Raw genomic sequence first — 20,852 nt, forward strand, 5'->3', positions numbered from 1 at the left:
TTGCAAAGACGAAAACCCATGACACCCACCCTCGCCCCATCGGAAGCGCTGTCCTCCTCGCCGCCACGACCGGTCGCATTTCGCGATTATGTCCGGGTGGCTGCCACTGTCGCATTCTGGGCAATTTTCCTGCTTGCGCTTCTCAATCGTGGCGCAACAGAAATAGAGAGCCGCATCGTTGTCACGCTTGCGATTTATCTCCTGCTGGTGCCGGCCATCCTCACGTTCGGACCGCCACGGGGCGGTGCCGGCAAGGCGCTCGTGGCGACCTGCTTTTTGCTTGGGGCGCTGATCGTTCAGATAATGCTGCAGGCATCATCCCTGCCAGGCCTCGCCTTACCCAACCCGGCATGGTCCGCCGCAACCATGTTCACGCAGATCGCACCTGCCGCCACGATCTCGCTCACTCCCGCAGATGATCGGCTCGGCCTGCTCAGCGCCGCCCTGCCCTTTGGCGCTTTTATGGCCGGCCTCGTGATTTTCGATACTGACGAGCGCGCGGCAAAAACGTTGCGGTGGTTCGCAATAGGCGGCGGCTGGCTTGCGTTATGGTCGATCGTGCAGTTCCTGCTTTTTCCGGATATGCTCGGCTTCATTCAAAAACGCTTCTATCTAGGCAGCCTGACCGGCCTTTTTGTTAACCGCAATACCGCCGCGACCCTGTTCGGCCTCATCCTGCTTGCGCTTTTTTCATTGTTTCACAAACGGCTGCTGGCTCCAGACTGGCACATGGTAAGGGCACTTGTCGCAAATCGCCTGACGGTGCCGGTCGACCAGAAACGCCTTATCCGCAAGGCGGCCTTCGCCGGCGTTCTCGCCGCCCTCTGCTTCATCGCATTGATGCTGACGGGATCGCGCGCCGGGATCATGTCCAGCTTCGTGGCGCTGCTTTTCCTTATCCTTCTGACTGTCTTCAACTCCCCTTCAAGACCCAACAGCAGCGCAACTCCAAGGCGCCGGCGGCGCGGCTTCAAACGCCGGGCGGCGATCATGCTCGCCATCGTTGCCGGCCTGTTTTCGCTTTTTGCCAATCGGGTAGCGCTTCGCATGGAGACGCGTCTGGAAGATGACATGCGCTTCTGCTACATGCCGGGCATCACCCGCGCCATAACAGACAGCTGGCCCTGGGGATCCGGGCTTGCGAGCTTTGCGGAAACCTATGCGCCTTATCATCTGGCCCAATGCGGGGTGAACGCCGTCGTCACCCATGCCCATAATGTCTATGCCGAAGGCCTTCTGACGCTTGGCGCTGCATTCCCGTTTTACGCGGCCTTTTTCGTGCTTGCCCAATTGTTCATTTTTATCGTCGGGATGCGCAAACGCAAAAGCTATCGTTACGCTTCCCATCTCGGCATTGCAGGTCTGCTGCTTGTCGGACTGCATTCGACGCTTGATTTTTCATTACAGATTCCCGGCTTCGCCATGGCTTATGCCATCTTCCTCGCCCCTATCGTCACACTTTGCCTCAATTCGCCGGGAACTGACCGGAATGGACGGCGGCGGCAGCGGCAGGACCCAGCCGATCTTTCAACGCCCGGGCCCGGGGGACATGACCATACGGCACAATTGGTATTTTAAAGCCATAGCAACTGACCCGCGCGTTCACATACTGGATGCCAAGTCATTGTAACGATTGTAGAACTGAAGACAGAGACGAGAATTTCAGCATGCGGATATTGCAGATAACGTCGCTATTTTCTCCAGACCGGGTGGGGGGCGCGGAAATTTTCGTGGAAGACCTGGCGCGCGGACTTTCGGAAAAGGGCCATACGGTTGCCGTAGCCGCCATTTCCCGGGAACAACAGGCCGTCGAGCAACGTGATGGTTTTTCCATTCATCGCCTCGGGCACACCACGCCGTTTTTTATTGGAGACTGGGAACGGCAACCGGGATGGAAGCGAAAATATTACAAGATCGCCGTACAGCTCGATCCGCGCCTCGTGCGTCGGCTTGCACATGTCATCGATGATTTTCGTCCAGATGTCGTCAACACCCATTCGCTGTCGGAATTAACCCCGCTTATCTGGCCGATGATCCGCAGGCGGGGCATCCCGCTCGTCCATTCCCTGCATGATTTCACCAGCATGTGCACCAATGGCTCCCTGTTTCACGACGGGCATATTTGCGACGGCAGCAGCAGGAAATGCCGTATTTTTTCCTATCTGCACCGGCGTTGCCAATGCGCCGTCGATGCCGTCGCGGGCGTCGGCCGCGACATTGTCGAGCGCCATGTACAGGCGGGCTTCTTCACCAATATCCCGGAAGACCGCCGCACCGTGATCTGGAATGCCATCGCACCGCCGACCCAACAAAAAATGCGCAATCTCCGCGCGCCTGGACAACCGCTTGTTTTCGGTTATCTCGGCCGCATCGAAGCCCCTAAAGGTGCGGACTTGCTGGTAGATGCTCTGCGGCGGCTGCCGCCACAGGGTTGGCGGCTGGTCATGGCCGGTCGCGCGCCCGGCGGCATCGAGTCTTATCAGCAAAAAACCATCGGTCTTCCCGTTGAGTTTCCCGGCTATGTCGAGGCGGACAGTTTTTTCGCTGAGATCGATTGCCTGATCGTACCGCCCTTGTGGCCGGAGGCTTTCGGGCGCACCGTTGCCGAAGCCATTCTGCGTGCGGTACCCGTCATCGGTGCCAACCTCGCAGGCGTCGCCGAACAGATCGGTCAGGACAGGCCGGAACGCCTGTTTGCTCCGGGCAACGCCAGTGAACTCGCCGCACGTATGGCGCAAGTCATGCGCGACCCCAGCATCCTTGCAGAGTCTCCCGAAACCAGAGCAAGAATTTCGCAAGGAGTAGCGCCTGAACGGGTGGTTGCGGCATATGAAACGCTCTATTCGGATGTCCGTGTCCGTACCGGCGGCTAAACACCGGCAGAGTGGCAGCTTTTACCTATTTGGCAACAGGAACAGCACCCCGTCCGAAAGGAGTGCATGTTGTTAACGCCGGGAAATCTCACGAAAGAGCGTTACATAGCTGTCCGCAGCGTTCCGCCATGAATATAGCGCGCGGTTTTCATAACCCGCCTCGCGAAGATTGCCCGCCAGATCCGGCTCCCGAAAAAGCCGCTCCAGTGCCGCGACAAGGCCGTCAACATCGGCAGGATCAAAAGTGAGGGCCCCCTTGCCAGCGATTTCAGGCGTGGCAGAGCGGTTGGAGCAAATGACCGGGCATCCCAGTTGCTGTGCCTCCAGCACCGGCAGGCAAAAACCTTCATAGGTAGAGGGCACACAAAGACAGGCAGCGTGGCGGTAAAGCTCGGCCAATTGCCGGTCATCTATGCCGGAAAGCCGGATCAGCCGTGCCTTCAATTCCGGGTCGCCCAGCACGCTGCCGATTTCCTCTGCATCGTCACGGCCGACATGAACGACATGCAGCGTCGGCATTGTCTTGCCCAGCCGCGCAAACGCCTTGCCCAGAAGGATGAAATTCTTGTTGGACGTCGCGTTTCCGACCGCTAGTATATAAGGCCCTGGCACTGGCCGCGCGCTGCCAGCAATCTCGGGATCGACTTTCAACGTGCTGTCGGAATGAATCGTCAGGCTTTTGCCGGCAGCGGCAGGATAAAAGTGGGCGAGGTCTCTTCGTGTCGCTTCGGACACACAGGTGATCCGATCTGAACCTGCCATCATCAAGCGAAAGATGAAATCGGTCGTCAAGGTCGCCCGCCAACCGATCTGTTCGGGAATGGTCTTGAAATAAAGATCGTGAACAAGGGTAACCCGCCGTTTACCGCCGAGAGGACTTCCAAATGGATCGGCATTGAACAGCACGTCAATATCGTGCCGACGGCAAAGTGCGGGCAGCGTAGCGGCCTGGCGCAGCACATCGAGAACCATGATACGCGGTCGCGGTATCTCCAGCAGTTGCAAACGGCTGTCGCGCAGGTTTTCAGGCAGTTGCTCCCGCGTCCAGGGCGATCGCAAAATGTAGTCATCCTGCGTTTGATCCAATAGCTGTTCCAAGAGGCTGAAGGTCACACGGGCAACGCCGGACGGCTTGCCGCCATATTGGCTCGGCATATTTACGAGAATGCGCATCCTGGCCTTTCCGCTTACCCACACTGTCTATCCGGATCGATCACCAGCTCCGCCTCACACCACTTCCGATAGCAGCGCGGACACCGAACGGCAGGTCTCCTCCAGCGAAAATCGGCGGCTCACATCCTCCCGCCCCTTTTGCGCCAACCTTTCCGCCAGAGCCGGGTGCGAAAGGATGCAGCCGAGTGCGGCGGCAAGCGCCGGCGCGTCACCCGGCGGCACGAGAAGACCCGTTTCGCCATCCCTGATGATTTCGGTCACCCCGCCGCCGCGTGTGGCGACAACCGGCCGGCCACACATCATGGCTTCGACCACTACCCGGCCAAAAGGTTCAGCGACAATCGAAGTATGGGCAACAGCATCCATAGCCGCCATCAATTCCGGCACATCTGAACGGAAGCCGAGAAAACGGACCCGACCATCAAGGCCAAGGCGGGATGCCTGCTCGCGGATGCGCGTCTCATAGGCTTCCTGCCCAAAAAGCGCTCCACCAACGATGATGGCCTGGACACCATCCATCGCCGCAATCGCCTCCAGAAAGACATGCTGGCCTTTCCATTCGCTCAGCCTGCCAAACAACCCGACGATCGGCTGTGGACCAAGGCCGAGTTCCCCACGCAGCCGTGTAGCTCTTGCGGGGTCATATGACACCGCCATTGCAGGATCAAAGCCATTATAAACGATACGGACCTTCTCCGCCTCGCCGCCGGCTTCAACGAAGGCCCGGCCGGTTTCCTCGGAATTAACGGCCACCAGCCTTGCAAAATATCGGGCAAAGGCCAACGAAGCACGGCGATTGGCGGAACTGAAGGCGGGATCCGTGACGATATCGTGCAAAATCCAGACGAGCGGACGGCGGCTGAGTTTCGCCGCAAGCGCGCAGACAAAAAGCGCCTTTTGCGAATTGGCGCAGATGACATCGTAATGCCTTGCCTGCCGGCTCAACTGCCAGGCAACCGCCGCCACGTCGGCCGCGCCGCGCAACATAGCACCGAATGATGAATCGCGGCGGATCGACAACATTTTTTCCCCGGCCGACAACAGAACCGGAGGTCTGCCGGCCGCCGCCAGATCCTCGGCAGCACCACCGCCACTGAGGAAACAGGCACGCCAGGAATCTGGCCCAGCCTTGACGAGATCGGTGAGGAAAAGCTCGGCGCCACCCTTCTCTCCGGTATGGCTGACAAAAAGCGCGGATGTCATGCACTAACCTGCGACACGCACATACCCTGAAGGAGCCTTGGCCCGCAATGACGGGCATGACCAGGCACCCGGTAAAAAAGTTCGGCGCAGGCGACAATAGCAGGGATATCTTCCCGCGTCGATCTGGTATAAGAATGGCTACGTTTACTTGCGATTAAAAGAAAAGACATTCAAACCTTTATGCGGATTTATATTTTAGCCCGCGCGAAATAAAAAATAATAATCAATTTAAATATTTTAGAAGAAATCGAAGAAAATTTCATGACGTTTAATTTTATCGCTGTTCAGCGTTCCGCTCCTGGCGCCTTTTCCCCGGATCTTACTGTGGGGTTATCCTAGCGCCAGACCAGGAGAACGAACGATGACACCGCTCAAACGCAAGATATGCATATATATGCCGGCAACGGAAGAGGTGTCGGCATGATCGGCGTGACGCTCGGCATTATTCCCGGGAACAGGGCAGCCATCGTCCCCTCCCTGAACGCGCTTTCGCCTTTGCGCGCACGCCTGACCACCGGCCAGAACGCCACGATCTTCGTGAACGGGGACAGCACCGCCTATGCCGACGGTGGACCATTCCAGCAGTTCGCCTCGATGCTTGGTGATCTTCACAATGCAAAGGTCGTATTGTACCGCTGGGCCGAATGGCAGATAAATGCCGCGACCGGACCAAAAGCTTACGCCGATCCGATCACGCTGCGCAACACCGGTGAGGGTCCAACGCTCACGGTCTATCTCGCGGCGCTGCCTGGCGGTATGGCAGGCTACATGCTTGCAGACCAGCGCGCGGCGGCGCTGAGGATTCCACGCCCCGATCTTTGCATTCTGCATCATGGTCACAATATGCAGAGCTTCGAGACGCCAGGGGGCATCTTAAGTTCCGGACGATCTGCACTGCTGGGGCCACTCGGCATGACTGAATGGCAATGGCCCGGCACACCGCAACTCATTACCACCCAGAACCCCTGGCGCGACAGTACGGATTACGACAAGGTCTATCAGGCAATACTTGATGTGGCTCGATCCCACCCGCAGCTGACGCTGGTGGATACACATGCAGCATTTGTGGCAAAGGGTAAGGACGCAACCCTTTACCGGGATAACATCCATCCGAACGATGCCGGCTCACAGCTCATTGCCCGCACTCTGTTCGGTTCCTATCTGGCTTCGGCACCAGATAGCGGCTTTCAGACACCGTGCTGGCCGAAGCTCCCTGCTGCAAATCTCATCGCCAACGGAGATTTCACCGAGTGGTCAGGCTCTGCCCCGGCAGGCTGGAACCTGAGCGCGCCCGGCACCGTCGTCAAAAGCACCGACACTACCTTTTCCCCATCCTTCGCTTACAGTCTCGCCTTGCGCGCCAATGGCAGCCAGTCGGCCGCACTGTTTCATTATGTGCGGAATGCAGAGGCAGCGGCGATAATCGGCAAAACCATATCCTTTGCGATTCTCTACAAAAACAGCGCGGAGCAACGTCCACCTTATATCACGCTGGTTACGAAAAGCGTCGGAGCGACAAGGACCATCAGTTGTTCAGCCCTGCAATTTTCGAATGCGAGCAGTTCTGTGAACAGCGGCTGGATGTGGGCAACAGCAAACGGAATCTCCATCGACCCCGATATCAGCCCGGATGGCTACTCATTTTATCTAAGAATAATACCAGCCTTTGGCACCAGCCCACCCAGCTCCAACGAACCGCTTTACATTCAGAGAGTAATCGCCGTGGAAGGTGCCATGCCCAAAGGCAATCTGAGCGGCTGAAAGACAGAGAAAATTCCGTCTTGCACGACGATGTCGTCAAGACCACTATCCGTCGCCATCATCGCCCTGCCTCGCAATGATGGTACCCTAACAACAGGGCCGTCTCAGGTCCGCCAGTGAAAGATACAGGCCGCGAATGACCAGACGTGCAAATATGGTGTCATCGCATCCGTCGCCATTACCGGCTTTTATCGTGGCGATGCCCCTTTATCCTTCAAGGACAATAGGGGTTCCCGGTCACTTCCTGTCGATCTTTGTTTTCTTTATTGGCTTTTTCATTCAATGCAATGTCCTGACCAGCAATCTCGGCCTGCGCTTTCTCAACATTACCGATATGCTGGTGCTGATGACCTTGCCCGTCATTGCCCTCCTCTACATTCGTTGCCTGACACCTTCCATCCTTCTGTTTTACCTTGTCCCGCTCACTTTGCTTTTCGTGCTCTCAGCTGGCTTTGCCGATGATCGCGGCGAAGGAGAATTTTACACGACGGCGATGACCTATTTTTACGCCGTCTATTTTCTGTTTTTCGCCTATCTTCTGTTCAAGGAGAACCTTCTCGAGCTGTTCTGCTGGGGCATGTTTGCGGGCTTCGTTGCAGTGACGATCCTGCTATTTCTGGACATCTTCATACATGACCAGCTGGCCTCCATCGGCCTGTCATTCAAATTCGATGAAGCCGCCGTCCTGGAAGCCGCTGCAAAAGGTGAAATGAGTCCGCTGCTCTTGCGTGTCGAAAAGGCTGGCGGAATTTGGCCGGTTGGCAACACAGCCGGCCCTGCCTTTGCCCTTGCCGGCGCGGCAGCCGCATATCTTGCGGAGCGCTACCGGCGTCCGGTTCTGTTCGCCGTGTTTCTGCTTGTCTATCTGGCAAGTTTCACACTCACGCTCAACCGGTCGGGCGTGTTTGCCGTTCTCGCCATCGGGCTCTATTTCTATATCAGAAATTTCTCGATCAGGATGTTGCTCAGCACATATTTCGGTTTCGCTCTTTCCGCCCTTGTCCTCGCCTCGGTATTGCCATTGGGCGTATTCGATTTCGCAGAACAGGCATTTTCGAAGCGTTTTGTGGAAGACAGCAACAGCAGCAACAATGTGCAGGAAAGGCTGGGGACGCTCATCGGCGGCTTTCAGGTGATGCTCAATCATCCTTTAGGCGTCGGTTTCACCGCACGGAGTCAGGAATTATCGGCAATATCGCATAGCGGCACACCGCATAACGGCTTTCTGGCCACCGCCTACGCATCTGGCATCGGCTTTTGTTTTCTTGGCGCGTTTGCGCTTGTTTATGCGATTTTCCGGAAGCGGAAAATCAGCTTTTTTACCTATTCGGCAATCGGAGTCATTATCGGCTATCAATTTGAAGAACTGAATTTCAATCCTGTCTTCATGGCCCATGTCGGCCTTGCTCTCGCATATGCTTTCATCGATCTGGACTTCAGGCTTTTTCTGAAAAATAAGATGCTGCGCATCACAGGAATAGCCAATGAAGAAACTCGGGTGACAACACAGTCCACCTGAGGCCGCCGCATGAAGCTTCACGCAACCGCGACGATCTCAATTTCCTTCCCACCCAAACTGACCAGATCACCGGCCGTCTTCCCCATCAACGCCCGGGCGACAGGGGAAACATAAGACATTGATCCCGCAGCAGGGTTAGCCTCGTCTTCACCGACAATCCGGAATTGTTGCGTCCGTCCGTCATCGCGGCTGAAGGTTACCAGGCTGCCAAAGGCGACAATGCCATCCGCAGGCGGGTGCGGCATGAGTTGAGCGGTGCGGACACGCTCGGCGAAATACCTGATGTCGCGCAGGGGGCTAGCGGAAAGCCGCCGTCTTTCATTGATGTCCTCAATAGCGTTGGCCACTTCGCAGGCTTCGCGCGCCGCATGCAACTGCAGTTCCAGAGCTTTCAGTCCGGCTTCGGTCACCAGATTGGGATGCGGCGAAATCACCCGATCGGGCAGAACCGTTTCGGCTGCTGTTTCGGCACTGTCTTCCTTGGTAAAGGCTACGCTCAATCCTTGGCACTCCAAATCGTTGAGATACCGCATGGGCATCTCTCTCCAGTCCAGTTTTGCCATTGCTCCCCGTGACGGAGCAAGAGCGCAACATTCAGAAACCCGCATAGAGGGAACATACCCCTCATTTCTGGCTCTAACAGGAGGCTTTTTGCCCTGCTAGGTTGTCTTGCAGGAGGAGTGAGGACACCAACGCTAACGAACAGGAGACAGCAATGGCCCGGACAGTAGTGAATGCGCTTGGGGATACGCTCTATTATAGCGACAGTTCCACCGGATTTTTCTCAGCCACGGGTTCCGGTCCACTGCTCACCGGCACCGGTGGTAATGATTCCATGTGGGGTGACAGTTCCGTCAATGTGACGATGGCGGGCGGCACGGGCGATGATATCTATTATCTCTATTCCAGCATCAACCGCGCCGTAGAAAATGCCGGGGAAGGCATCGACACGATCGATACCTGGATGAGCTACACCCTGCCCGACAATTTTGAGAATCTCAGGGTGACGGGCGACGGCCGTTATGCTTTCGGGAACTCGCTCGATAACATCATCACCGGTGGATCGGGCAGCCAGACGATCGATGGCGGAGCCGGCAATGACGTGCTGATCGGCGGCGGTGGTGCAGACACCTTCGTCTTCACCAGTGGCAACGGCACCGATCTCATCATGGATTTCAGCGCCAACGATACGATCCGGCTCAACGGTTACGGCATCACATCCTTCGATCAACTCGTCAGCAATGCCACGCAGCAAGGCGGCGATCTGTGGCTTAATTTTTCGAACGGCGAAGCCGTGGTTGTTGCCGGTACGACCATCGACGACCTTCAGGCCGACCAGTTCGAGCTCAGTCTCGACCGCTCATCCCTGACCCAGACCTTTGCCGATGAATTCGATGCGCTTTCGCTGCGCAGCGGCGATCAGGGAACCTGGGATGCCAAATATTGGTGGGCTCCGGAAAAGGGAAGTTCGCTGACGACGAATGGCGAGGCGCAATGGTATATCAACCCTGCCTATGCCGGCACGTCGGAGGTCAACCCGTTCAGCGTCGAAAACGGCGTACTGACCATCACCGCTGCGGAAACGGCACAATCGGTCGCAGATGAGGTCGAGGGTTACGATTATACCTCCGGCATGCTGAACACCTATTCCTCCTTCAGCCAGACCTATGGATATTTCGAAATCCGCGCCGATATGCCGACCGACCGCGGCGCATGGCCGGCCTTCTGGCTTCTGCCGGAGGACGGATCCTGGCCGCCGGAACTTGATGTCATCGAAATGCGCGGGCAAAATCCCAACACGCTCATCATGTCCACCCATTCCAACGCCACCGGTGAACAGGCATCGGTCATCAACAATGTCAGCGTGCCGAGCACGGAAGGGTTTCACACCTATGGTGTGTTGTGGGATGCCGAACATATTACCTGGTATTTCGATGATGTCGCGGTGGCGCAGACGGATACGCCTGATGATATGCACGACCCCATGTATATGGTCGTCAATCTCGCCGTCGGCGGCATGGCGGGAACGCCCTCTGCCAATGATTTCAGCGATGGCTCGCAGATGATGATCGACTACATCAGGGCCTATTCGCTGTCCGACTGGGCCGCTTGATAAAAACGCCGGCAGTCGCATCCAGAACTGCCGGCGTTGCAGACATCAGCCTTTGCAGGCTGCGCCTTGTTCGAAGGCCTTACTCAGCCGCAAGCTGTGTCCGGGCGGCGTAAAGCGACATGAGATGCTTGGCGGTTTTCAGGCTTGCGGGCTGCTCGGCGCGGTAACGACGACCGATTTCCATCATCAGCACCGTCTCCGGCAGAAATGTCAGTTCCGAGAAGATGCTCTCCCACTCGATATCACCCCAGCCGAGCGGCATATGCAGATCGCCGATACCAAGGGCGGTATTTTCCTGTGTGAAATAGGCCTCGTAGAAGCCCTGCGGCCTGCCGAAGGAATCGTGCACATGCAGATGGCCGGCAACGGGCGCCATGGCACGAAGCTGCTCGCGGAAATCGAGACCACGATAGGTGGATTCGAGATAGGCATGGCTGAAATCGATCAGCGCCACGACATTGTCGTGACCAACAGCCTTCACGGTCGCCGCCACCTCGGCCGGGGTCTGACGATACTGGCCGGGTTCGGTGGAGAAGATATTCTCAAGCGCGATACGCACGCCATAGGGTTTGCAGAATTCCGCAAGTTCGAACAGTGCTTCGCGCTCACGGGCATCGGCATCGGCCCGCTCGGCAATCTGGTCGGCACGCAGCGCGCCACTATGCTGGACGAGGATGCCCGCGCCTATACGGTCGCAGAGGACAGCGAGCGCCTTGGCGGCATCGATCTGGTAACGGCAAGTCACAGGGTCCATGAAATTGGACGAAACCAGACCATGCACGGTGTAGCGGAAGTCGAACTCTTTCGCGAGCGCCACGAAACGATCGGCACGCTCTTCGATGATGCGGCCACCGGCGATCATGTCGAGGCTGGTCGCCGCAATTTCCACCGTGTCGCAGCCAATCTCGGCCAGTGCGCGCAGATCGCTTTCAAGGGTGGCCAGTTCGCCGTTATCCGAACCGGCGTTGAAACCGGTACCAATCAGATTTGTCATGTCGTCATCTCCAGTAGATAAGGTTATGTTAGTTCAGGCAGCCGCGCGGCACGCCGCGCCGTATCGAACAAATCCGGGCGATCGATATTGGCGTAGTCTACTCCGGCTAATGCGATCTCATTATGAAGGTCGACGTCATCTCCGCGGTAATACCATGACTTCGAGACCGGCCTTGCGGCATGCCGCGACAAGTCCGGGTTTGCGCATCTGCGCCGGCGTGTTCTCGATGATCGGGGCATGGTGCACCGCCACCGCCAGCGAGGGCGACTTGGCGATATCAAGCGTCATCATCTTGCGAAACTCACATGCGGCGGCGGCCAGGCACCGGCGCATATCTTCGGAAAAGGAGAAGAAGAACCTGTCGCGCGGCATGCCGCGATCTCGCACCAGCGTGAAGATCATACAGCCGCAGGTCTTGCTGCCGGAAGTCGTCGCGACGAACCCCGTGGCCTTTGGCGCGGCGGCGATGATTCTGCACGGCATCGGTGAACTTGGCTGATAGCTTCACCGCGGTGAGCGGCTCAGCCGAGATTGTACACCATGAAATAAATCAGCCAGCAATGCGCAATCGCCAAAACCGCCCAGGCCCATTTTGCAGCCCTGATATCGGAATCGACGACGGTGTTGCTGATTTCGGCCACGCCGGGAGTCTCTTCGCCCCGTCCGCCCCGCGCCGGAGATGACGTCTTGATGTCCGGTTCGCTTACGACATAAAGCCTGTCGTTGCGCATTGATACAGACGGCTCATCGTCGACGCTCTCCCCATTGGAAAGCGCGCCGTCGCCGGAAGCGTAATTCACCGCCAGAAGTTGCGATGACACCCGCCTGTTACGCATGTTACTTCGATTGGGCATCATAATTTTCCACACAATAAAAATAAAAATATTCACCTGTAATACCGGACAAAGCCGTGGCTCTGCCTGATATGTCAGCGATATGCGCAGTTCACGCGCATCGACCGACCAGGTATTCCCCCATGCCTTTGCCTCCCCCTGAACGCAAAAGCGCCCCGGTAATCACCGTGCCGGGCCTGCCGGCAAATCGCGCCTGACCGCGTAAGGCTTGGCCTCCCGCTGGATCAGGAAGACAGATTTTTCGACCGGCAGCGGCTCGGCCGTCCGATACCGCTGAAACCGCCTTGAATATTCGAACCGGATCAGCCTGCCTTCGAACTTTCCCGCCAGCACGCGATAGCCGTTGACGAATTCGTTGAGGATTTCCAGCTCTTCTCCCCACAACCAGCCACCGTAAGAGGTGCCCTCGTTCGAACGCAGCACGATCTCGAAAAAATGCCCGCCCGCCACCAATGGCATGCGGAAGAGGATATCGAGGTTGTCTTCGTCCTCGTCCTCGCATTTTTCCGCCGACAGTCTGGCATGGGCAACTTTCGCATGAACGAGCGCGGAGACCGGATAGAACGGACGGCCCTTGAACCACATGAATTCGCTGACCGCATAACCGACATCGTCGGCACGCTGGTAAGGTTCAATACGCGGCTCGAACGCCATGTAGCTTCCGTTGAACGCTATCAATTTCGAAATTTCCCGATACCTGCCCGCTGCATGTCCGCTGTTTTCCGCCCGTCTTTCATGCTTCTGTTTGCGACAATAGGCAGGCCGCGTCACACCAGCGTCAAATGGAACGCTATGATGACTTTCAATTTCCCGGACACGTTGTTAGATGATGATTCATGAGGGGACGAAAGTGGCTGGGAACGCTGAACTGATACCGATCAGGCTTTTTGGCACCCCGCGCTGTGACGCGGTGAGGGAAGCGTTTTTCCCGTCCAAGGGTTTTGCCCTGATAGCCGCCCTCATTCTTGCGCCCAACCAGTCGCTTTCCCGCCAGTCCGCCGCATCGCTCCTGTGGGAAAATGTCGAGCAGAAACGCGCACTCGGCAATTTACGTCAGCTCATTCTGCGCCTTCAGAAGCTGCCCAATGAAGACGAGGCCATCCTTCTGACCGAAGGGAACGACCTGAAGGCCGGAAAGCTGGCACAGCGGACCGACCTTGCGATCTTCCTTGCCGGCGCGAGAACCGAAGACCCGATGCGGCGGCTGCAGGCCCTGCTTGAATTCGGCGGCGATCTGCTGGATGGGCTGGATGCCGGGCAGGATCATCTCTACCTCTGGCTGTTGTCGGAACGTCGCCGTCTCAAGGACCTGTTCTTTTCGAGCTACACGCAGCTTCTGGAGGAGCTGACCCGCTTTGGCCGCGCCAGCTCCAACGATATCGCGAGACTTGCCGAATGCGCGCGCAAGATCGAGCCGGAGCGCGAGGAAACCTACCGCGCCGCCATGGCCGCCTATGCGCGGATCGGAAATATCAGCGCCTGCGAGGGCATGTTCGGGCTGTTGCTGGAGCAGCTGCGTCAGGAGGCACGCTCGCCGGAAGCCGAGACCGTGGCGCTGAGACGCCGGATACAGAGCCTCGCCTCAACGATAACCACCCCCGCCGAGCCGGACGAAGCCAGCCGGCGAAAAGCGACCGCGAAACCACGCGTCGCCTTCGGCCTGCCCGCGCGGGTGGACGGGCTGCCGGCATCGCCGGTCATGCACGCCTTTATCGAGGATGTGGCCAACAGCCTGGTGCGCTACCGGACCTTCACCGTCCTTTCGCCGCACAGCACCTTTGCGCTCTCGCGGGACCGGGCCGATGATGGTTATGCCATGTTGCGGGCCGACTACCGGATCATGTCGTCGGTTTTCGACGATACCGGCATGTCAGTGGCGCTGATCGAGGAAGCGACCGGTGAAATCGTCTGGTCGCTGGAAGTGGTCCTCTCCGAGCGGCACATCCACACCGCCTTTCGTCTGCTCTCCAAACAGGTGGCTGCGGCGCTTGCCCGCGAGATCGAGCGGCTGCAGGTGGAACCCGACCGGAACCACAGCGGCGAGGCCTACCGGCAATTGCTGGAGGGCCAGCAGCTCCTGCGCGGCAAATGCGACCTGCCGCTTCTGCGCCGAGCCCGTTCGATGTTCCGCAGAGCCGTCGATCTCGATCACAGCATGGCCGTCGCCCGCGCCCGGGTGGCGCAGAGCCTGCAGCTGGAATGGCTGATGCTGGGCGGCAACGACCCTCACCTGCTGCACCGCGCCAAGGCGGAGGCTGACGCATCCGTTGAGATCGACCCTGCCCTCGGCGTTGGCCACTGGATGTGCGCCGTGGTGGCGCTCTACCAGCGGGATTTCGACATGTCCGCCGAAAAATTCTTCGAGGCGGAGGCGCTTGCGCCCAACTCCGCCGATCTCCTGCTCCAGCATGCGGATGCACTTGCCCACTTTGGCGATGCCGAGACCGCCTGGGAGAAGTTCCAGCAGGCGATCGATCTCAACCCGCTCGCACCCGATATCTACTGGTGGGCAGGCGCCAGCATCGCCTTCAAGCGCGAGGATTACGGCGCGGCGGTGGAATTATGCGCGCGAATGGAAAATGACGAGCCGGCCCTGCGGGTGCTGACCGCAAGCCACGCGTTGCATGGCGATTTGGCCGCTGCCCGGGAAACCGGCGGCAGGCTTCAGGAAAACTATCCGGGTATGTCGGCGAGGGAGATCAGCAGCCTTTCTCCAGACCGTGACCCGATAGCGAATGAAAAATTCTATCACGCACTTCGATTAGCTGGGATCAAATAGGAGATTTTATGTCCTCGCATTTCTTCATTGTTGGAAAAAAGGGCTTCGGCGTTCTTTTCATTCGCACGACGCCGCTCAGGGTTGCGTCCGTATCTCATGAGACGATTGCGGCCTATGAAGCCAGCCACCCCGGCGTGGACGGCTATGCACGCGTCGCAGCCGCGGCAAAGGCCATGCTCGTCCGCCAGGACGGCCAGCCCGAGGCTGAACTGGACCAGGTCCAGATCCAGGGCATCGAAGCCCTCGTCGCCGGTGGTGCCGTGGTTTCCGAAGCCGATTTCGCCTTTATCGGTGAAGTCACCGACGCCGGCTGGGATTTCAACCGCATGGTGCAGGCGCCGATCGGCGCGGCGCTGAAGGCTGTCGGTCCGGCGGGTTCGATCACCGGCGAGCTGTTCGACGCCATCCTTGCCGACGACGCCAACTCTGCACCCTGATCGCGGTTCCGCAGCCTTGACCGGTGCCGGTGCTCCCATATCAGCGACAGCGGCTTCAAGGCATGCGGACGCATCGTTCTTCGATCCCGAACTGCTCCGGCAGTTCGGGATTACCCGTGTCGGTGACGTGACCGGTCTCGATATTATCGGCATACCCGTCTGGTTTGCGGTGCGCCCCAATTCGCGCGGGCTCTCGGTTTCGCAAGGCAAGGGGCTTGTTGCGGAACAGGCGCGGCTCTCGGCGATCATGGAAGCGGTCGAAGGTGCCGTCGCTGAAGATACCCGCAAACATGTCTCCGCCTTCGGCTCTCTCGAGCAGATGCGGGTGAAGGGCGTTCCTCTCATTCCTTTCGAAACCGTCGGCCGCGTCGATCCGGACAGGCTGGATCCGCGGCGCGAACGCGGCTGGGTGAAGGGAATATCCGTTCGCCGGCAGCAGGAGGTATTTGCGCCCTACGAACTCATCGGCATGGATTTTCGCGCGGATTTCCCCTGGGATCGACAGGCTTTCCTCATGAGTTCGCAGGGTCTCGCGGCGGGGTTTAACCATGACCAGGCGGTTCTCCACGCCTTGCTCGAGCTCGTCGAAAACGATGCCTGCTTTCTCGTCGATACTTTCGAAACCCGCACGATCGCGCCGGAGCCGGTCACATTTCCGGCCGGTGTCGATGCGTCGTTCGACAGCCTTGTTGGCCGCCTTTCAGAGATTGACCTGACACCATCCTTCTTCGACATGACGAATACATTCGGCGTACCGGTGGTGATGGCAAGCCTTCCCCGCTCCGTTAACGCGCTGGACGGCCCCGCAACCCGCAATGCGGCGGGCGCCGCCTGCCGGCCCGCAACCTATGACGCCGCCGTTGCGGCGTTGCTCGAAGCGATCCAGTCGCGACTGACGGATATCAGCGGCGCGCGGGATGATCTCTCCCCGCTGCGTTACCAGCGAGACATGTTGAGTGCGCCTGCATCCACGCGGCAACCGGTGGAACGGACGCCGGTGCAGCTTGATCTTGTAACGGATGACAGATCTTTGCCGCCCTGGCGCCAGCTTGCCGAGCGCCTTTTTACAGCTGGGATTGAGGATATTTATGTCTTCGCACTGGAAACGGGTGTCCCGGGCCTCAATGTCGTGCGGGTTCTGGCAAGCGGCCTTACCCCGACCAGCGGAGGCCTGCAAAACATATCGCCGCGGACGCTCGATCATTTCCTGAGCGCCGGAGGTCTTCGATGAAAACGGTGATTTTTGCCGGCCCTTCCATTCATGGCGTCACTGGCGAAAAAATGTCAGGTCTCGATCTTCGCGGACCGGCCGCCTGCGGTGATATTTTCGATGCCGCGCAGCAGGGCGTCCGGACAATCGGTCTCATCGATGGCCTTTATGGGGACTGCGCCGCCGTCTGGCACAAGGAAATCCTGCACGCCCTGTCATCCGGCGTCACCATTCTCGGGGCCGCCAGCATGGGAGCGCTCAGGGCAGCGGAATGCGCCACCTTCGGCATGATCGGCATCGGCGAAATCTTCGCAGCCTATCGTGACGGACGACGGGTTTCGGACGCCGATGTCGCGGTCAGCCACGCGCCGGGTGAACTTGGCTATCGCCCGCTGACAATCGCGCTGGTCGACGCCGAGGCAACACTGGAAGCGTACCGCGATAAAATCACACCGGAAGACCATGATACGCTGCTGGGCGTTGCCAGACAGCTGCATTTTACACGCAGAACATGGCGTACCATTGCCGCCGAAGCCGGGCTTGGTTCGGAAGTGGCAAATTTTCTGGCCAAGGAGGCCGTTTCCGTAAAAAGAAACGACGCGATCGAGCTTCTGGAGGTGCTCAATGCCGGAGAGCTGCCGTCCCCGCCAGCGCCATCATGGAAATTCCAGAACACGGTGTTTTTTCAGCAATTGGCGGCGCGGCGGATGACGGGAGAAAAGACGCCGTGACAATTTCCGCGTCGCCATCTTTCATAGCCGATTGTGGTGGACTGATTGATACGATCGCATTCGCGCTTCCGGCATCGTTTTTTACCGATGATCACGACAGGCATCGGATCTCGCCACTCCTCCCCATCGGAAACCTGCTTTCGGCTCTGCCCCACGAAATGATGGCGACTATCGTCATCGACCAGAACTGCCTTCCATCGGCGCAGGGCTGGCTCGAAAAGCTGCCCCTCCGCTGCGCCGCCGAGTTGCTGCCGCTCGATGAAAACAGCAGCATTTCGCATCCGTGGATACAGGATATGGTCCATGTTCGGACCGATGGCAAAGGCACTGCGACCGAACTGGTTTCGGCGGCGGGAAACCCCAGCGCCAGAGCGCTTGCCAAGCGTTTCGGGCTTGTAACAGCCGTTTCGGACGTCCTCTTGGATGGTGGCAACCAGCTGGTTGGCCCGGATTTTCGGCTGGTGGGCCATTCGAGCCTTAAGGACGGCAGTGGGCCAGGAGGCGACACCAACGCCGTAGAACGCTCGCAGCAATGGCAGAAGGTTGAGGCTCTGGACGGCAGAACAGTTTACAGTTTTGGATACCGGCCGGAAGACCTTGCTGTTACGGAAGCCACGCTCGATCTTTCTCCGACAAGACAAGCCCCTATGGCGGTGGCCTCCCGGAAAATGCACCAATGCGGTTTCCACGTTGACCAGTTCGTTTCGGTGACCGGTCTGACGCAGGATAACCGCCCACTGCTCCTGGTCGCCGATCCGGTGGCGCATGCGGGATGCAGCACCCGTGCGGCCACGGATTTGAAACGAAAACTCGACGCCTCGGTGCTTTCGCTCATCCGGCAGGGCTTCGCGGTAAGGCGAAATCCCATTCCTGTCGCACCCACCATCGACAGCAACAAATGCATTCCGCGACTTTACAACAATGTCATTCTTGAAAATGTTGCACGATCAGGCCAAAAACAGCCATTCGTCTGGCTGCCGCACTTCGGCGATGAGGAGGCGCTTGAGGAGTTTGACGAAGGCAACAGGCAAATCTGGGAAGGGCTCGGTTTCCATCCCATCGGCGTCTCCGGATGGAGCCATCTTGCAAGCCGCAACGGGGCGTTGCGTTGCGCTACAAAGGTTATAAGCCGGGCTTCGTGACGTGTTCCGTGACCGTAAAACCGCGTTATTTTGTCAAGAAGAGTTCATATTACCCGTGGAAATTGTGTTGAATGTATACCTTCAACAATATTAATTGATAATTATCCGATTTAAGACCCTCAACATGGAGGAATTTATTATGCAGCCCAAACTCCCCAGCCCGATCGACGTGCATGTCGGCACCCAGATCAGAATGCGGCGCAAGTCGCTCGGCATGAGCCAGAGCGCTCTGGCCGGCCGGCTCGGCATCACCTTTCAGCAGGTCCAGAAGTACGAAAAAGGCGCAAATCGCGTTGGTGCATCGCGTTTACAGGCCATCGCATCCGTTCTTGGCGTCGATGTCAGCTCGCTTTTCGCCAATGCCACGCCCGATGTCGGAAACGACAATCCGGCCATCGGCTCGATAAATGCCATGCAGTCCTTCGTCGCTTCGAATGAAGGATTTTCGCTCAATCAGGCCTTTTCGCGAATCAAGAGCGCCAGCATCCGCCGAAGCATTGTCGCCCTCGTGACATCGCTCGCAGCAACCGAAACGGCGGAAAATACGACGGCGTCGGAGAAGAAAAACGACGAGTAACGCAGGTGTGACGCTCGCGTGACGCTCGATATGGTCGAAAATGTATAACGCGGGATCAACGCGTTTTCATACTGTCGATTGTCGAGAGGGAAGCATGGCGGCGTCTACCACAGCAATACTTGAACAGGATAATGCAGACGAGATTCTGGCGCTTGGAAGGATGGTTTCATACCTTTGCCAGCGCTCGAAATCCATGGAACTGGGCATGTCGACCTACTTCCTGGAAATGGCATTGTTGTCGCTGGCCCAGGATATCAATCAGCACGGCCTGCCGCCTGTAGCCGCAGAGTTGAACTCCAGCGGTTTCGCATCGGCCGATCTGCATTGAGCAATTTCCGATCCGCAGCCGCATAGATGCGTAAGACGGAACGTTCCCGCACCCTCCTCCAGCCGGGAACGCCCTAAGCGCATCTTGCATCTGCCCGCACTCACATAACCCCTCCCAAGGGATTTCATCGCAAATGATGATCGAGGCCCGGTTTTCGCCGGGCCTCGCCTATTATCAGGACAGCCTGCGCCGAAGCTCGATAGCTGCGGCGACGATATTGACGAGCGGCGGCCTCACCTCTTCCCATTTGTGGGTTTCAGGCCGCAATCCGGGTTGATCCAGACTTGCCGATCGTCAAGCCGCTGTTACGCCAGCGGCAGAAGAATCACTACTTCGCCCATGGCCGACGCGCGGCGAATGGACTCACGACGCCACAGCGCCCGGCCCCGGCACTGCACCCGGCGGCACCTTGCCCAGAATGATCATGCCCAGAACCTCGTCTTTAGTGACATCCTCGGTCCGGGCATGGCCGACAACCTTGCCGTTCTTCATCACAAAAACCCGGTCGGCGAGATCGAAGACATCGTGAATGTCGTGGCTGATAAGGAAGATACCGATGCCCTGCCGTTTCAGTTCCTTGACGAGATCGCCCACCTGCGCCGTTTCCTGCGGCCCGAGGGCGGCCGTTGGTTCGTCCATGATGAGAATACGGGCATCGAACAGAATGGCGCGGGCAATGGCAACGGACTGCCGCTGGCCGCCTGACAGCGCCTTCACCGGCTCCTTGAACCGCCGGAAATTGGGGTTGAGACGCCCCATCACCTCGCGGGCCGAGGCTTCCATGGCGACATCATCAAGCGTGCCCCATTTCGTCTTCAGCTCGCGGCCGAGATAAAGATTGGCCGCCGCATCGACATTATCGGCCACGGCAAGCGTCTGGTAGATGGTCTCGATGCCGTATTTCTTGGCGTCGCGGGGATTACGGATATCCGCATCCTCGCCATTGATGAGGATATCGCCGCCATCACGCCGATATGCACCCGACAGGATTTTGATAAGCGTCGATTTGCCCGCGCCATTATGGCCGAGAAGGGCGACCACCTCACCGGGGAAAAGATCGACAGAGGCGTTTTCCACCGCATGGATGCCGCCGAAGGAAATGGAAATATTGCGCATTTCCACGAGGGGCGTGACTTGGTCCGTCATAGGAGTTCTCCT

General features: G+C 58.2%; 20 protein-coding genes and 1 pseudogene. 12 read left to right on the top strand and 9 right to left on the bottom strand.

Annotated features, from left to right (window positions below; translation table 11 throughout):
• The first annotated feature begins 18 nt into the window (after positions 1-18).
• Both PL640_RS09910 and PL640_RS09915 read left to right on the top strand, forming a co-directional pair.
• Entirely contained in the window at positions 19-1,578 is a 1,560-nt protein-coding gene (locus tag PL640_RS09910; RefSeq protein WP_271361723.1) for an O-antigen ligase family protein, read from the top strand.
• Between the two features lie 89 nt (positions 1,579-1,667).
• The gene (locus PL640_RS09915) at positions 1,668-2,873 is read left to right on the top strand and encodes a glycosyltransferase family 4 protein (RefSeq protein ID WP_271361725.1); all 1,206 of its coding nucleotides are present in this window, start codon (positions 1,668-1,670) and stop codon (positions 2,871-2,873) included.
• Between the two features lie 72 nt (positions 2,874-2,945).
• Here the strand turns inward: PL640_RS09915 and PL640_RS09920 are convergent, their stop codons facing one another.
• Complete coding sequence (locus PL640_RS09920) at positions 2,946-4,046, bottom strand: glycosyltransferase family 4 protein (RefSeq protein WP_271361726.1); 1,101 nt, start codon at positions 4,044-4,046, stop codon at positions 2,946-2,948.
• A gap of 54 nt (positions 4,047-4,100) precedes the next feature.
• Positions 4,101-5,249, bottom strand: a complete 1,149-nt coding sequence (locus tag PL640_RS09925; RefSeq protein ID WP_271361728.1) for a glycosyltransferase family 4 protein — start codon at positions 5,247-5,249, stop codon at positions 4,101-4,103.
• Positions 5,250-5,669: 420 nt separating this feature from the next.
• Between PL640_RS09925 and PL640_RS09930 the strand changes: the two genes are divergently transcribed.
• Both PL640_RS09930 and PL640_RS09935 read left to right on the top strand, forming a co-directional pair.
• Positions 5,670-7,010 (top strand): SGNH/GDSL hydrolase family protein, encoded by a 1,341-nt coding sequence (locus PL640_RS09930; protein WP_271361729.1) that lies wholly within the window; start codon positions 5,670-5,672, stop codon positions 7,008-7,010.
• A 136-nt stretch (positions 7,011-7,146) separates the two neighbouring features.
• Entirely contained in the window at positions 7,147-8,529 is a 1,383-nt protein-coding gene (locus PL640_RS09935; RefSeq protein WP_271361731.1) for an O-antigen ligase family protein, read from the top strand.
• 17 nt (positions 8,530-8,546) lie between these two features.
• Here PL640_RS09935 and greA read toward each other — a convergent pair whose 3' ends face one another.
• Complete coding sequence (greA, locus tag PL640_RS09940; RefSeq protein WP_271362090.1) at positions 8,547-9,029, bottom strand: transcription elongation factor GreA; 483 nt, start codon at positions 9,027-9,029, stop codon at positions 8,547-8,549.
• A gap of 215 nt (positions 9,030-9,244) precedes the next feature.
• On the opposite strand from greA, the gene PL640_RS09945 reads away from it, so the two are divergent.
• A complete protein-coding gene (locus PL640_RS09945) occupies positions 9,245-10,642 on the top strand; it encodes a family 16 glycosylhydrolase (RefSeq protein WP_271361732.1) in 1,398 nt (465 codons plus the stop codon).
• Between the two features lie 79 nt (positions 10,643-10,721).
• Here the strand turns inward: PL640_RS09945 and PL640_RS09950 are convergent, their stop codons facing one another.
• The 4 genes from PL640_RS09950 to PL640_RS09965 form a co-directional block, all read right to left on the bottom strand.
• A complete protein-coding gene (locus tag PL640_RS09950; protein WP_271361734.1) occupies positions 10,722-11,636 on the bottom strand; it encodes a TIM barrel protein in 915 nt (304 codons plus the stop codon).
• Between the two features lie 135 nt (positions 11,637-11,771).
• Positions 11,772-12,119, bottom strand: coding sequence for a hypothetical protein (locus PL640_RS09955; protein ID WP_271361736.1), 348 nt, complete (start codon positions 12,117-12,119; stop codon positions 11,772-11,774).
• 38 nt (positions 12,120-12,157) lie between these two features.
• A complete protein-coding gene (locus tag PL640_RS09960) occupies positions 12,158-12,526 on the bottom strand; it encodes a hypothetical protein (protein WP_271361737.1) in 369 nt (122 codons plus the stop codon).
• Between the two features lie 126 nt (positions 12,527-12,652).
• Positions 12,653-13,144 carry a hypothetical protein gene (locus PL640_RS09965; protein WP_271361738.1) on the bottom strand — a complete coding sequence of 164 codons (492 nt, stop codon included), beginning with the start codon at positions 13,142-13,144 and terminating at the stop codon, positions 12,653-12,655.
• A 172-nt stretch (positions 13,145-13,316) separates the two neighbouring features.
• Between PL640_RS09965 and PL640_RS09970 the strand changes: the two genes are divergently transcribed.
• The 7 genes from PL640_RS09970 (at position 13,317) to PL640_RS10000 (ending at position 19,694) form a co-directional block, all read left to right on the top strand.
• Entirely contained in the window at positions 13,317-15,269 is a 1,953-nt protein-coding gene (locus PL640_RS09970) for a BTAD domain-containing putative transcriptional regulator (protein WP_161991339.1), read from the top strand.
• A gap of 8 nt (positions 15,270-15,277) precedes the next feature.
• The gene (locus PL640_RS09975) at positions 15,278-15,706 is read left to right on the top strand and encodes a hypothetical protein (RefSeq protein ID WP_269699110.1); all 429 of its coding nucleotides are present in this window, start codon (positions 15,278-15,280) and stop codon (positions 15,704-15,706) included.
• Between the two features lie 37 nt (positions 15,707-15,743).
• A complete protein-coding gene (locus tag PL640_RS09980) occupies positions 15,744-16,937 on the top strand; it encodes a YcaO-like family protein (protein ID WP_271362092.1) in 1,194 nt (397 codons plus the stop codon).
• On the top strand, positions 16,934-17,647 hold the full coding sequence (locus PL640_RS09985; protein WP_271361739.1) for a TfuA-like protein: 714 nt from the start codon (positions 16,934-16,936) through the stop codon (positions 17,645-17,647). The genes PL640_RS09980 and PL640_RS09985 overlap by 4 nt, the downstream gene beginning before the upstream one ends.
• Entirely contained in the window at positions 17,644-18,789 is a 1,146-nt protein-coding gene (locus PL640_RS09990) for a hypothetical protein (protein WP_271361740.1), read from the top strand. The genes PL640_RS09985 and PL640_RS09990 overlap by 4 nt, the downstream gene beginning before the upstream one ends.
• Before the next feature lie 139 nt (positions 18,790-18,928).
• Positions 18,929-19,366 (top strand): helix-turn-helix domain-containing protein, encoded by a 438-nt coding sequence (locus PL640_RS09995; RefSeq protein ID WP_142841461.1) that lies wholly within the window; start codon positions 18,929-18,931, stop codon positions 19,364-19,366.
• A 94-nt stretch (positions 19,367-19,460) separates the two neighbouring features.
• Complete coding sequence (locus PL640_RS10000; protein WP_269699106.1) at positions 19,461-19,694, top strand: hypothetical protein; 234 nt, start codon at positions 19,461-19,463, stop codon at positions 19,692-19,694.
• A 174-nt stretch (positions 19,695-19,868) separates the two neighbouring features.
• On the opposite strand, the pseudogene PL640_RS25810 reads toward PL640_RS10000, so the two are convergent.
• Both PL640_RS25810 and PL640_RS10010 read right to left on the bottom strand, forming a co-directional pair.
• Positions 19,869-20,057: pseudogene (locus tag PL640_RS25810) on the bottom strand (hypothetical protein); the annotation flags it as partial.
• Complete coding sequence (locus PL640_RS10010; protein WP_142841463.1) at positions 20,058-20,840, bottom strand: ATP-binding cassette domain-containing protein; 783 nt, start codon at positions 20,838-20,840, stop codon at positions 20,058-20,060.
• Positions 20,841-20,852: the final 12 nt, after the last annotated feature.

Source organism: Agrobacterium sp. ST15.16.024 (assembly GCF_027956545.1).
GTDB classification, from domain to species: Bacteria; Pseudomonadota; Alphaproteobacteria; order Rhizobiales; family Rhizobiaceae; genus Agrobacterium; species Agrobacterium cucumeris.

Bases quoted from the DNA above. Each gene is read 5' to 3' on its own strand.
- PL640_RS09910 (WP_271361723.1), top strand. From the start codon at position 19: ATGACACCCACCCTCGCCCCATCGGAAGCGCTGTCCTCCTCGCCGCCA.
- PL640_RS09915 (WP_271361725.1), top strand. From the start codon at position 1,668: ATGCGGATATTGCAGATAACGTCGCTATTTTCTCCAGACCGGGTGGGG.
- PL640_RS09920 (WP_271361726.1), bottom strand. From the start codon at position 4,046: ATGCGCATTCTCGTAAATATGCCGAGCCAATATGGCGGCAAGCCGTCC.
- PL640_RS09925 (WP_271361728.1), bottom strand. From the start codon at position 5,249: ATGACATCCGCGCTTTTTGTCAGCCATACCGGAGAGAAGGGTGGCGCC.
- PL640_RS09930 (WP_271361729.1), top strand. From the start codon at position 5,670: ATGATCGGCGTGACGCTCGGCATTATTCCCGGGAACAGGGCAGCCATC.
- PL640_RS09935 (WP_271361731.1), top strand. From the start codon at position 7,147: ATGACCAGACGTGCAAATATGGTGTCATCGCATCCGTCGCCATTACCG.
- PL640_RS09945 (WP_271361732.1), top strand. From the start codon at position 9,245: ATGGCCCGGACAGTAGTGAATGCGCTTGGGGATACGCTCTATTATAGC.
- PL640_RS09950 (WP_271361734.1), bottom strand. From the start codon at position 11,636: ATGACAAATCTGATTGGTACCGGTTTCAACGCCGGTTCGGATAACGGC.
- PL640_RS09955 (WP_271361736.1), bottom strand. From the start codon at position 12,119: ATGCCGTGCAGAATCATCGCCGCCGCGCCAAAGGCCACGGGGTTCGTC.
- PL640_RS09965 (WP_271361738.1), bottom strand. From the start codon at position 13,144: ATGGCGTTCGAGCCGCGTATTGAACCTTACCAGCGTGCCGACGATGTC.
- PL640_RS09970 (WP_161991339.1), top strand. From the start codon at position 13,317: ATGATGATTCATGAGGGGACGAAAGTGGCTGGGAACGCTGAACTGATA.
- PL640_RS09975 (WP_269699110.1), top strand. From the start codon at position 15,278: ATGTCCTCGCATTTCTTCATTGTTGGAAAAAAGGGCTTCGGCGTTCTT.
- PL640_RS09985 (WP_271361739.1), top strand. From the start codon at position 16,934: ATGAAAACGGTGATTTTTGCCGGCCCTTCCATTCATGGCGTCACTGGC.
- PL640_RS09995 (WP_142841461.1), top strand. From the start codon at position 18,929: ATGCAGCCCAAACTCCCCAGCCCGATCGACGTGCATGTCGGCACCCAG.
- PL640_RS10000 (WP_269699106.1), top strand. From the start codon at position 19,461: ATGGCGGCGTCTACCACAGCAATACTTGAACAGGATAATGCAGACGAG.
- PL640_RS10010 (WP_142841463.1), bottom strand. From the start codon at position 20,840: ATGACGGACCAAGTCACGCCCCTCGTGGAAATGCGCAATATTTCCATT.